12 protein-coding genes are annotated in these 12,546 nt (G+C 46.7%); 7 read left to right on the forward strand and 5 right to left on the reverse strand.

Annotated elements, in window-relative coordinates; genetic code table 11:
• Positions 1-68 precede the first annotated feature (68 nt).
• On the reverse strand, positions 69-875 hold the full coding sequence (locus RT717_RS08830) for a 3'-5' exonuclease (RefSeq protein ID WP_317491372.1): 807 nt from the start codon (positions 873-875) through the stop codon (positions 69-71).
• A gap of 3 nt (positions 876-878) precedes the next feature.
• Positions 879-2,252 (reverse strand): UDP-N-acetylmuramate--L-alanine ligase, encoded by a 1,374-nt coding sequence (locus RT717_RS08835; RefSeq protein ID WP_317491373.1) that lies wholly within the window; start codon positions 2,250-2,252, stop codon positions 879-881.
• 236 nt (positions 2,253-2,488) lie between these two features.
• Between RT717_RS08835 and dnaB the strand changes: the two genes are divergently transcribed.
• Together dnaB and RT717_RS08845 are read left to right on the forward strand one after the other, a co-directional pair.
• Complete coding sequence (dnaB, locus tag RT717_RS08840) at positions 2,489-4,051, forward strand: replicative DNA helicase (protein ID WP_317491374.1); 1,563 nt, start codon at positions 2,489-2,491, stop codon at positions 4,049-4,051.
• Positions 4,052-4,062: 11 nt separating this feature from the next.
• A complete protein-coding gene (locus tag RT717_RS08845; protein WP_317491375.1) occupies positions 4,063-5,061 on the forward strand; it encodes a zinc-binding dehydrogenase in 999 nt (332 codons plus the stop codon).
• Position 5,062: 1 nt separating this feature from the next.
• Here the strand turns inward: RT717_RS08845 and RT717_RS08850 are convergent, their stop codons facing one another.
• Entirely contained in the window at positions 5,063-5,389 is a 327-nt protein-coding gene (locus RT717_RS08850) for a tetratricopeptide repeat protein (RefSeq protein ID WP_317491376.1), read from the reverse strand.
• A gap of 189 nt (positions 5,390-5,578) precedes the next feature.
• Here RT717_RS08850 and RT717_RS08855 point away from each other — a divergent pair, with 189 nt between their 5' ends.
• From RT717_RS08855 to RT717_RS08875, 5 genes are all read left to right on the forward strand, one after another.
• Positions 5,579-6,316: an electron transfer flavoprotein subunit beta/FixA family protein gene (locus tag RT717_RS08855; protein ID WP_317491377.1), complete on the forward strand. Its 738-nt coding sequence runs from the start codon at positions 5,579-5,581 to the stop codon at positions 6,314-6,316.
• Positions 6,317-6,345: 29 nt separating this feature from the next.
• Positions 6,346-7,293, forward strand: a complete 948-nt coding sequence (locus tag RT717_RS08860) for an electron transfer flavoprotein subunit alpha/FixB family protein (RefSeq protein ID WP_317491378.1) — start codon at positions 6,346-6,348, stop codon at positions 7,291-7,293.
• A gap of 6 nt (positions 7,294-7,299) precedes the next feature.
• Complete coding sequence (locus tag RT717_RS08865; RefSeq protein ID WP_317491379.1) at positions 7,300-7,902, forward strand: bifunctional nuclease family protein; 603 nt, start codon at positions 7,300-7,302, stop codon at positions 7,900-7,902.
• Positions 7,903-7,987: 85 nt separating this feature from the next.
• Positions 7,988-9,277 carry a NupC/NupG family nucleoside CNT transporter gene (locus RT717_RS08870; protein ID WP_317491380.1) on the forward strand — a complete coding sequence of 430 codons (1,290 nt, stop codon included), beginning with the start codon at positions 7,988-7,990 and terminating at the stop codon, positions 9,275-9,277.
• An 89-nt stretch (positions 9,278-9,366) separates the two neighbouring features.
• Positions 9,367-10,206 carry a phosphoribosyltransferase family protein gene (locus RT717_RS08875; RefSeq protein WP_317491381.1) on the forward strand — a complete coding sequence of 280 codons (840 nt, stop codon included), beginning with the start codon at positions 9,367-9,369 and terminating at the stop codon, positions 10,204-10,206.
• Here RT717_RS08875 and RT717_RS08880 read toward each other — a convergent pair.
• Both RT717_RS08880 and pckA read right to left on the reverse strand, forming a co-directional pair.
• Positions 10,192-10,860 carry a peptidoglycan DD-metalloendopeptidase family protein gene (locus RT717_RS08880; protein ID WP_317491382.1) on the reverse strand — a complete coding sequence of 223 codons (669 nt, stop codon included), beginning with the start codon at positions 10,858-10,860 and terminating at the stop codon, positions 10,192-10,194. The two genes, RT717_RS08875 and RT717_RS08880, sit on opposite strands and share 15 nt — an antisense overlap.
• Before the next feature lie 49 nt (positions 10,861-10,909).
• Positions 10,910-12,481 (reverse strand): phosphoenolpyruvate carboxykinase (ATP), encoded by a 1,572-nt coding sequence (gene pckA, locus RT717_RS08885; protein ID WP_317492351.1) that lies wholly within the window; start codon positions 12,479-12,481, stop codon positions 10,910-10,912.
• Between the last annotated feature and the right edge of the window lie 65 nt (positions 12,482-12,546).

Below are 12,546 nucleotides of genomic sequence, written 5' to 3' on the forward strand. Positions count from 1 at the left end.
AATTTTTGACTGTATTATTAGCAAAATAGCAATTATGGCTCTCTTCGTTAAGAAATAACTAATCGAAGCTACTTTTTGTTGAATCCACGAAGTTTTATTTCGGTAAGTCTTTTCTTTGTGTCCATTGGGAAATCTCCTCTCATCATCCAGTCGTAGTAGGAGGGCTCCTGACTGAAAATGTCTTCAACGCCTTTGCCTTTGTGCTTTCCAAAATTAAACACCTCAGTGCCCGCATCGTTCCTGACAATTCTGCCGGCCAGGTCGACCATGTTGCTCGCTGTGATTTCGTGCAGGGCCGCCACGTCGTTGGCTACTTTTCCCAGGTGCTCTCCACGAGTGCTGACTACTTCCTGCCCCTCGTACCTTTCTACCTGTGCCAAAAGTACTTCCAGAGTGGCCATGGTGTCGGCTTCAGCGCTGTGTGCGCCAAGTAGTTCCTTTCCGCAGTAGAACTTATAAGCTGCTGCCAATGTCCTCTTTTCCATCAGGTGAAAAATTTTCTGAGCATCGACGAGCTTCTTTTTACTTGGGTCAAAGTCGACATCTACTCTAAGGAACTCTTCCACAAGCAACGGTACGTCGAACTGCAAAATGTTAAAACCGGCAAGGTCGCATCCTTCAAGAAAGGCAGCGTACGACTTGGCGACTTCCTTAAATGTGGGGGCGTCTTTTACGTCGTCATCATAAATGCCATGGATAAGGCTGCTTTCAAGCGGAATGGGCATCTGCGGATTGATCCTCTGTGTTTTCGTAACTCTTTCCCCGGAAGGAAGTAGTTTCACAATGGAAATTTCTACAATCCTGTCGTTTGAAATATTGATCCCGGTTGTTTCCAGGTCAAAAAACGCCAGGGGGTTCTTAAGTTTGAGTGTCATTTACTAGGGTTGAGTAAGTTCATTGGCGAAGGCTTTCACATCGGTTCCTTCAAAATTGCCTGAACTCATAAAAAGAAAATTTGTATTAGCACCTTTCGACTCTTCGAGAAGTGTCTTCAGTTGATTGATGTTAGTTACGAATGTGAGGTCATTTCTGTTGAACGATTTGCGCAAAAAAGTCTCATCAATTTCGGAAATACCCCGGGCTTCAAGGACGTGCGGATTGATGAACACCACAGCTTTGTCGGCTGCATTAAGCGTGTTTTTATAGGTAGGGATAAAGCCCTTGTTGAGACTGCTAAACGTATGCAACTCAACGGTGGCCACCAGTTTCCGGTTGGGGTATATCTTTTTTACCGCTTTAACGGTAGCATCTACTTTGGACGGGGCATGTGCGAAGTCGTGAAAAACTACCGTAGAATTGCTCTCAGCGACTTTATTAAGCCTTTTTTCGGCGCCAGTGAACGTGACCATCGCTTCATAAAAGGTGTCCTTCGGAATGCTGAGCAGTTTGACCAAAGACAAAGCAGCCTGCATGTTGCTCATGTTGTGGTCACCAAATATTTTGAGTTCCAGCTCTTTGCCCCCGTAGTTAACCACTGTTTTGCCATTGACGACAGAATGAGGATGCGTGCCATAGGCTACTCGCTTTACATCGGTTCGTTCCTTGCCTGCAATGACTACGGCCAGGTCATCCATTTCATTATATATAAGTGTGCCGGCTTTTGGGGTGGCGTCGGCGAATTTATCAAACTGCTTAACGTAGTCGTCGAAAGTGGGGAATACGTTCATGTGATCCCATGCCAAACCTGTAATGATACCAATGTGATGGTCGTATCTTAAAAACTTTGGAGTTGGATCAAGAGGGCTGGCGAGGTATTCGTCGCCTTCTATAATGATGATGGGAGCGTTACTTAGTCTGATGGTGTGTTCAAAACCCGGCACATGAGCACCCACCACGTAGTCGAAAGGCTTTTTGGCATGCTGAAGCACGTGCATGATCATCGCTGTAACGGTGGTTTTTCCATGACTGCCCGCTACCACTATTCGTTGTTTTGCCCGGCTTTGCTCCAGTATGAAATCAGGGTAGGAGTAGATCTTTATTCCCAGCTCCTGAGCCCTGGCTAGCTCAGGGTTGTCTTTTTTGGCATGCATGCCCACTACCACTGCATCCAGCTCTTTTGTTATCCTGCTGGCATCCCACCCAAAAGTCGCTGGCAGCAAACCATGTTTTTCTAAATTAGCTCTCGAAGGGTTGTAAATTTCATCGTCCGAACCGCTTACTGCGAGTCCTCTCTCTTTAAGTTCTATAGCGAGGTTGTGCATGACGGCACCACCAATTGAAATAAAATGTATCCTGTGAAGTTCAGCGCTCATGTATCAATTTTAACAAAACCAAAAATAGAACAATTAGGGCTGTCAGCAAATATTACTTTGCCCAAAAAGGACTTCCTTAATTAAATTGGATGTACAGACAATGATATGACCCTTGCAAGTGTTAATAAGTTGTTATTAAGATAGGGATAACTTGAGCTCGTTCAGGTTCAATAAAAGCGGGTTAATTTATAGGTTTGTCAACCTTAATTTTCACCTGAGAAAAACCAAAATAGTTGATGGATAGTTTGCCAATTTCCCGGTCGCAACCGGCCGGAAAAAGAAGAGTTTCAGTCAATGAATTGTCGGCGCAACTCGGCAAACTACCACCACAGGCTATAGATTTGGAAGAGGCAGTTTTGGGAGCTTTGATGCTTGAAAGAGACGCCCTTACCAATGTAGTAGACATTCTTAAGCCGGAAAGCTTTTATAAGGAAGGGAACCAGGAGATATACAGAGCCATTCTGATGCTCTTCAACGACTCTCAGCCGGTCGACCTGCTCACCGTTACCTCCCAGCTGCGAAAAAATGGAAAGCTTGAAATGGCTGGCGGGGCTTACTACGTCACCGAGCTCACAACCAAGGTCAATTCGGCAGCCAATATTGAGACGCATGCCAGGATCATTACCGAGCAAAGCATTAAGCGTGACCTTATACAGATTTCCTCAGAAGTGCAGAGAGATGCCTACGACGAAACGGTCGACGTGTTTGAACTGCTGGATAAGACAGAGCAGCACCTTTTTGAGATATCGGAGTCGCATATTCGGAAGAACTTCGAAGGGATGGACAACCTGATGCATAGGGCCATTTTGGAACTGGAAGCCAAGAAGCACCACAAGGACGGACTCACAGGCGTGCCAAGTGGCTTTACGGCACTCGATAGGATGACCTCAGGCTGGCAACCCTCCGACCTCGTTATTCTTGCAGCTAGGCCGGGTATGGGAAAAACTGCATTTGTAGTCTCTGCCATGCGGAATGCAGCCGTCGACTTCCAAAAACCGGTGGCTATCTTCTCGCTTGAGATGTCGTCGATTCAGCTGGTCAATCGTCTCATTTCTGCAGAAGCGGAGCTTCCCAGTGAAAAGATCAAAAAGGGTTCTCTTGAGGAATTTGAATGGGCACAGCTGATCCACAAAACGGATGGACTGGGCAAGGCTCCAATTTTTATAGATGACACTCCCGCATTGAGTATCATGGAGTTGAGAGCCAAAGCTAGGAGGCTCAAGGCTAAGCACGATATTCAAATGATTATCATCGATTACCTTCAGCTCATGAAAGGAGACACCTCTAAAGGGGGCTCTGGCAACCGTGAACAGGAGATTGCTTCTATTTCCAGGGCGTTGAAAGGTATTGCCAAAGAATTAAACGTGCCGGTTATCGCACTGTCGCAGCTTAGCCGGGCCGTGGAAACCAGGGGAGGGGACAAGCGCCCAATGCTTTCCGACTTGCGTGAATCTGGTTCGATAGAACAAGATGCGGATATGGTAATTTTCCTCTATCGCCCCGAATATTATGGCATTACGCAAGACGAAAATGGCATGCCTACCCAAAACGTGGGTGAGGTAATCATAGCCAAGCACAGAAATGGATCGCTGGATACTGTGCAACTCAAATTCATCGGCAAGTTTACCAAATTTGCTGACCTAGAAGACAATAGTGGATTTGGTTTACCGCCTTCTGGTAACTTCCGTCCGTTGCCACCTGACCCATCCAGCACTATTACTTTGCAAAGCAGGGCTAATTCTCCTGATGGAGATTCCGAAAATGATCATACATTTGAGGATAATTCACCCCCATTCTAGATATTGACTGTATGAAGGCACTTAAACTAGTCAACGAAACAGCCGACCATGTTAAATTGGTCGATATGCCTGAGCCAACACCCGGAAAAGGAGAGGTCTTGATAAAAATGCAAGCAGCTGCCCTGAATCATAGGGATCAGTGGTGCCGGGAGGGAAAATACCCCAATATCAAATTTGACGTGGTGCTGGGCTCCGATGGTTGCGGGGTGGTTGAGCAGCTAGGCTCTGATACTGACGAAACCTGGAAAGGCAAGTCGGTGATTATTAACCCCAATATCAACTGGGGAAGCAATCCTGAGGTGCAATCTGCTAAGTATCGGATTCTTGGAATGCCGGACAATGGCACGCTGGCGGAATATGTGGTGGTGCCCGTTGACCGGTTGACTGAAAAACCAACGCATTTAACCCCCGAGCAGGCCGCAGCGCTGCCTTTGTGTGGGCTAACTGCCTATCGGGCGCTTTTTACCCGTGGTAAGCTAAAGAGAGGCCAAAATGTGCTGGTGACCGGCGCAGGCGGTGGAGTGGCTGTTTATGCCCTGATGTTTGCGAAATTGGCGGGTGCTAATGTGTACGTCACTTCCGGCAGCAAGAGCAAAATTACGCAGGCAGTAGCCTTGGGTGCGGTGGAGGGCTTTGATTACAATAACGAAAAATGGGCGCAAACGTCATTGAAATCGTCCGGAGGATTTGACCTGATTGTGGATAGCACTGGTGGACAAATGATCAACCAATATCTGAGAATATTAAAGCACGGAGGCAGGGTGGTTATTTATGGCGCTAGCTCGGGAATACCGAAGACACTTGATGTGTTCAGGATTTTCTGGAACCAGCTAACGATTCAAGGTTCCACCATGGGCAATGATCAGGAATTCGAGCAAATGGTGGATTATGTGAACAGAACTCAAATGCTTCCTGTGATAGATTCTGTTCGCCCGTTTTCCGATATAGTGACTGCCTTTGACAAAATGAAGCAAAGGAAGCAATTTGGAAAGCTGGTTGTTAAGTTCTGATTTACAGGCCTTCTTCGATTTGAAAGTTTATGTAGGCATTTTGCAACTCTGCCAGTGCTTTGGTTTCCTTTTGAGTCTTGGCCAAATTGATGCCACTTTCGAAAGTTTGGGATGCCTTTTCTGTGAGTCCCATTTCCCAAAACAAGTGGGCCGCCTGATAATAAGTAGCTAAATAGTCAGGGTGAGTCTCCAAAAGCTGATCAAAATATTCTTTGGCTTTCACTGGAGAATCAGTTCTATATTCTGTGGCGAGGGCATATAACAAAAAAGGGTCTTGCGGTGTTTCTTTAAGGAAAATTAACAGTTTTTCTATCCTTTCGTTACCCATGTTTGCTCGTTTTTATTTTTACCCCAATTGGTTAACTTCACGACGAAATTAGTGTTTATACAATTAAGCAACATCAACTCATTTAAGGAATTGGCAAGCCTCTCATTTTATGTCAGAAAATGGTAGATCGCTGGCGAATTTCAAAACACTGGCAAGGCACTGGCCGAAGCCTGAATAATAAAATCAGATATGAAGATATTAGTCTGCATTACCCACGTACCCGACACCACTTCAAAGATTGCTTTCACAGATGGTAACACCAAGTTTGACAGCAACGGAGTTCAGTATATCATTGGCCCCTACGATGACTATGCTTTGGCAAGGGCGGTTGAACTGAAAGAGCAAACAGGGGGTACTATCACTGTTTTGAACGTAGGCACAGTTGAGACAGAACCTACGCTTCGCAAAGCACTGGCAATTGGTGCAGACGACGCCATCAGGGTGAACGTGGCTCCGGCCGATTCTTTTTTTGTTGCGGCCCAAATTGCTGAAGTTGCTAAAGCTGAGAGTTTTGACCTGATCCTCATGGGAAGAGAGTCTATTGATTTTAATGGCGGCATGGTACATGGGATGGTGGGCGAGCTGCTGGGCATTCCCTCGATATCACCGGTAATGAAGCTGGATGTGGAGGGGAGCAAGGTGAAAATGACCCGTGAAATTGAAGGCGGAAAGGAGTTGCTTGAGGCTGAGCTGCCTTTAGTAGCCGGATGTCAGGAGCCTATTGCTGAGTGGAAGATCCCGAACATGAGAGGAATCATGTCGGCCCGCACCAAACCACTCAAAGTAGTTGAGCCATCAGCCGTTGACGGACTGACCGTGACTGAGAACTACGAGCTGCCACCAGCAAAAGGACAGGTAAAGATGATCGACAAGGACAACATAGGGGAGCTTGTCAGGCTTTTGAAAGAAGAAGCAAAAGTGATTTAATTGTTTATTAACCCGAAAAGAAATTAGATATGGCAATATTAGTTTTTGCAGAAACTGCCGATAAAAAGATAAAGAAATCCTCGCTTGAGGCTGTGAGCTATGCTGCCGCTATGGGTGGAGACGTCGTCGCTGTGGTTTTGGGCCAGGTGGAAGGGGGCGAGCTCGAGAAAATCGGAACAAGCGGCGGCACCAAAGTGCTTCATGCCGACGATGCCAAATTGAACGAAGGCGTGATTCAAGCCTACGCAAGTGTGCTGGCTGAGGCTGCAGGCAAAGCTGGTGCCGATACTGTTGTATTAGCTAAATCGTCGCTGGGTGATGCAGTAGCCGCCAGGCTGTCGGTAAAGATGGGAGCTGGCCTGGTTTCCAATGTGGTAGCACTCCCTCAGGGCAATAAGGTGAAAAGAAGCATCTATACAGGCAAAGCCTTTGCTAATGTTGAGCTAAAGAGCGGTAAAAAAATCATTGCCATCAAGAAGAATGCTGTCCCGTTAAAAACCGACGGTGGTGCGGCCGCAGTAGAAAAATTCACTCCTTCTCTTAGTGATGCTGACTTCAAAGCGAAAATTACTTCACAGGAAAAGGCCAAAGGCAAGGTACTTTTGCCAGAGGCTGACATTGTAGTGTCAGGCGGACGGGGCTTGAAAGGCCCTGAAAACTGGGGAATGGTCGAAGAGCTGGCCGATGCCCTGGGTGCAGCTACAGGATGTAGCAAACCGGTGTCGGACATGGAATGGAGGCCTCATCATGAGCACGTAGGACAAACGGGTGTGAAAGTAAGCCCATCTTTGTATATTGCTATAGGCATTTCAGGCGCTATTCAACATCTTGCAGGAGTTAATTCGTCAAAGTATATTGTGGTGATCAATAAAGATCCAGAGGCTCCCTTTTTCAAAGCAGCTGATTACGGTGTAGCTGCCGATGCATTTGAGGTAGTTCCAAAACTAACTGAAGCTATTAAAGCGTTAAACAACTGATTTTTTGTGGATAAATTAAAGCTGGAAATTTTAGGTCTTTCTTCAAGCCAGTCACAATCTGGCTCTTTTGCGCTTGTTTTAGGTGAGGTTGGTGGAAACAGAAGGCTGCCCATTATCATTGGCATGTTTGAAGCTCAGGCAATTGCCATAGAAATAGAGAAAATAGTACCCAATAGGCCAATGACGCATGACTTGTTCAAGTCTTTTGCGCACAATTTCAATTTCACCATCAAAGAAATAATCATTTCTGACCTCAAAGAAGGCGTTTTCTTCGGGAAAATAGTTTGCTCCGATGGCTTCAGAGAAGTGGAAATCGATGCCAGGCCGTCGGATGCGATTGCTATTGGCCTGCGTTTTGGCGTGGAGATTTTCACTTATGAAGCGATACTGGCAGAGGCTGGTATAGTGCTGGGCGAAGAAGATGAGGACGAAAGTGATGAGGCACCCAAGGCTAAGGCATCGGCTTCCAAGGCTAACCCTAAGGGGTTCATGGATAAACTGAAAGACTTCTCCATGGACAAGCTTCAGGAATTACTGACAGAAATGCTTGGTAAGGAAGACTATGAAAAGGCTGCGAAGATCAGGGATGAGATGAACAAGAGAAATTGATTATTATTCAAATTATTGGCATAGCGGTCACCCAATAAATGGGTGACTTTTTTATTTTTGGCAGGTTTGCCATAACAACTACTGAATGGATTATCTGAGAGGCCTGATTGGAATTCTACTAATTGCCGCATTTGCTTTCCTTTTTTCTAATAATCGAAAAGCCATCGACTGGAAGCTTGTGGGGATTGGCATCTCCCTCCAGATTGTGTTTGGCTTACTGATCACCAAAGTGGCCTGGGTAGCTCACTTGTTCAATGGCGTTAGTGGTGCTTTCGTTACCTTCTTAAGCTTCTCCGACGACGGCGCTCGCTTTCTTTTTGGCGACCTTGCTGGCGACACCTTCGGTGTCATATTTGCCTTTAAAGTGCTGCCCACCATTATCTTCTTTTCCACTGTTTCAGCTGGTCTTTATTACCTTGGTATCTTGCAAAAGATTGTATTTGGGATCGCCTGGATCATGTCACGAACGATGAGACTGTCTGGTTCTGAGGCACTTTCAGCGGCTGGCAACATTTTCCTCGGGCAAACCGAAGCCCCGCTGCTAGTGCGTCCATTTGTGCCAAAAATGACAAAGTCGGAGCTGATGTGCCTGATGACGGGAGGCATGGCCACCATAGCAGGAGGCGTGCTGGCAGGTTACGTAGCCTTTCTAGGCGGGAATGACCCGGTGATGCAAACCAAATTTGCGGCGTATTTGCTTAGCGCTTCTATTATGAACGCCCCAGCCGCCATTGTTATTTCTAAAATCATAATTCCCGAGGTTGAACCAGAGAAAATTGACAGAAAGCTGAAGGTGAACCAGGAGTCTCTGGGAGTCAACCTGATTGATGCACTGTCGAATGGAGCTTCAGAAGGGCTAAAGCTCGCTTTGAATGTTGGCGGAATGCTGCTGGCATTCATTGCTGTGATAGCAGCCATCAATTATTTTCTATCTAATGTGGTGGGTGATATTACCGGGCTGAATGCCGTGATTTCTTCCAGCACCGACGGTCGCTTTACCGGGTTTTCGCTGGAATATATCCTTGGGCAGGTCTTTAGGATTTTTGCCTTTGTAATGGGAGTAGACTGGAGCGAGACGCTGGCAGTAGGGAGTTTACTTGGGCAAAAAACAGTCATCAACGAATTCGTAGCCTACCTTGGTTTATCGGAAATGAAAACTGCCGGTTTGCTTTCCTCAAAAGCAATTGTCATTTCCACCTATGCGCTCTGCGGCTTTTCTAACTTTTCAAGTATTGCTATCCAGGTGGGGGGCATTGGCGGCATGGCACCCAACCAGCAAGGGAATCTGTCAAAATTAGGGATGAGAGCACTTCTTGCGGCCACACTGGCTTGCATGATGACCGGCACTATAGCAGGCGCCCTGGTGGTTTATTAATTCGTAAAACTTATTTCATATTAAGGGCTGTCGGCTGATCGAAATTTTCCTGTACTTCACGGAAAATTCAACAATCACCGTTCGTCGAAATGACCGTGAACAGTTTTTCGCTTTATCAGCTTTCACCAACATCTCTCGGTTATTTTGACCAGGATGGATGTTTGTTCGATGCCTGCAGGTATAGCCAATTTAAATATGGCTGCCATGTGAGTGCCCGGATTTATGCTGACCAAATCGCTGAAAGGCTTCTGCGTGACTATGGCCACTGGCGAAATGAGGAGGTGATTGTGTGTGCCTCGGCTTACAAAGTTGCGCCCACGGCGGCAGAAGCTATTGCTCAATTGGTTTATGAGTCGCTTCAAGGCTATTTTCCTTTGCTTCAAAAAGCCAAAGTTGGAAGAGAAACTGTGTTTGCTAATGACTATGGGGCGATGCCGACGGCTGACAGGTTTTCACTCATGGATAGAAATATTCTTACCATAGATGATCACCTATTCAGAGATAAAAAGTTGATTTTGGTAGACGATCTGCGGGTAACAGGCGCCCATGAAAGAAAGATGACAGATACAATAGCCGGGGTGGTAGACGAAGTAGTTTTTGCCTATGTGGGTTTCCTGCAAGGCGACTTCCTTCCATCGGTGGAGTTTGATATTAACAACACTGCAATTACTTCAGTGAATGATATTCTTAGAATTATTGAAAAGGGCCTCTTTCACGTCAATGCCCGGGTTTGCAAATATGTGCTGTCTTACCAAAACCTGGGTGAACTAAGGAGTTTTCTTCTGGAGATACCGCCAGCCATTTTGACTCGCCTGGATGAGTGTATCTGCGGCGACGGCTACCATGTGATGCCAGAATATGAAACAAATTATCTTCTGCTAAGAGAGGTGTTGGAAGGCAAGCCCGCCTTGCTTTCATTGGCAGTTTAACACGAGGTTCGGGTCGGGACAAATTTTCTCAAAGAGAGCTCTGTCCGATACAGCGGCAACCCCTGGAAAGTCTCCAACCTTCCCTATCAAGTCAGTGATCAGTTGAAAGTGGAGGTGCGGCGGCCAGTTACCATTTTCCTCGTTGTCGCCAAGCGTGGCGAACGCCGATCCCCGCTGGATTTGATCCCCGATTGATAAACCGACCAATGACGATCGGCTTAAATGGCCATAGAGTGTGAAGAATGTATGGCCATCCAGGAGGTGCTTCACAATGATGGTCGGCCCGTAATTGGCGAAGCCAGCATTGTCAGCAAAGCTCTCCACAACACCATGCAGCGGGCAATAAAGGGCAGTGCCAGCAGGTGCCCAAAGGTCAATGCCCAAATGAAGACTTCTGGGCTCGCCTTGCCCGTCGAAATGTTTACTTCTCCTGTAGATTTCCCGGTGCTCCATATATCCACCCCAACCGATTTTTCCTTCCAACTGCAGTTCCATCCACGCCGTGAAGGCGGCAGTGTCATTAACATCAACAACCATCAGGGCCTCGTTGTACTTCGACATGTCCACCTTTTTCAGGTTGGAGGTATCGTGCAGGCCTTTCATTACTTCATGAAAGCTGGACTGATATTTTGAAAGAGTTTCGTTGAGTTGCATAAAAAAGCCCTTTTGATTTCAAAAGGGCCTAAAATTACGTTTTTTAACTTTAACCATCGTTAGGTTTGGGAGCACCTTCAAGGATTTCCTTGTTGGCAAAGCTCTCGAATTTTTCAAAGTTTTTGACAAATGCCCGGGCCAGTTCATTGGCTTTTTTGTAATAAGCTTCGTCGTTGTTCCAGGTCTGCCTTGGGCTAAGCACGTGATAGGGCACACCAGCGCATTCCAAAGGAATGAGGGTGCCAAAGATGCTGTGTGGCTTGTAAGCCACGTGTTCGAGATTACCTTCAAGTGCCGCCGAGATCATTGCCCTCGTGTACTTTAGCTTCATGCGTTCGCCAACGCCGTAGGGACCACCTGTCCATCCTGTGTTTACCAGCCAAATATTGACCTGGTGCTTATCCATTTTCTCTCCGAGCATTTCTGCGTAGGTAGTTGGGCGCAATGGCATGAAAGGGGCACCAAAACATGCCGAAAATACCATTTGTGGTTCGGTGACGTCCGCCTCAGTACCGGCAACTTTGGCGGTGTAGCCTGAGATGAAATGATACATGGCCTGACCCTTTGTTAGTTTCGAAATAGGAGGCAACACACCGAAAGCATCCGCTGTTAAGAAAAATATGTTCTTAGGAATGCCCCCAATAGAAGGCGAGACAGCACTTTTTATGTGACTAAGAGGATAGGCTGTCCGGGTGTTTTGCGTGACTGTTTTGTCTGTGTAGTCAACTTCGTGCGTTCCGGGAAAAAACCTGGTATTCTCCACAATGGCACCAAAGGAGATCGCATCCCATATCTCCGGCTCTTCGTCTCTGGTTAAATTAATGACTTTTGCATAGCATCCGCCTTCAAAATTAAAGACCGTCTTGCCTGTCCAGCCGTGTTCGTCATCACCAATCAGCATCCTTTCCGGATCAGCTGACAGCGTGGTTTTGCCTGTTCCGGACAAGCCGAAGAAAATGGCTGTGTCACCTTCCTTACCTATGTTGGCACTACAGTGCATCGACAGCACTTGGTGGTCGTGTGGAAGCAGGTAATTCAAAACTGAGAAAACCCCTTTTTTCATTTCCCCTGCGTAGCCTGTACCTCCTATAAGGATCACTTTTTTGCTCATATTGAGGATGGCGAAGTTTTCCTGCCTGACACCATCAGTCTTGGGGTCAGCTTTGAATTCCGGGATACAAATGATAGTAAAATTGGGAGCAAAGTCTTTGAGCTCATCCTTTGTTGGCCGAAGGAACATGTTGTGGCAGAACAGGTTCTGCCAGGCCAGCGTATTGATAACTCGCAGGTTCATTTGGTAGTTTTTATCGGCCCCCGCATAGGCGTCTCTTATGTAAACTTTCTTTCCCTCAAGAAAGGCGACCATCTTAAAAAATAGCTTCTCGAAATAGGCTTCTGAGATAGGGATGTTAATGTCTCCCCACCAGACGGTGTTCTCCGTTTTTTCGTCTTTCACAATAAACCTATCCTTCGGCGACCTTCCCGTGAATTGGCCTGTGTCACACATAAACGCCCCGGTGCTTGTGAGGTGGCCTTCCTGATTCGATAGTGCTTCTTCAATCAGCTCCGCCGGGCCGAGGTTCCATTTTACTTCTTTCGCCTTTCGTTGGAGTGTTTCCATCGGAGACCCGGAATGTGGCTCCCATGTAAAAACTTCAGGGGCTTTTGAGATTACATCTTGCATAA

This window comes from Imperialibacter roseus, from assembly GCF_032999765.1.
Lineage (GTDB): Bacteria > Bacteroidota > Bacteroidia > Cytophagales > Cyclobacteriaceae > Imperialibacter > Imperialibacter roseus.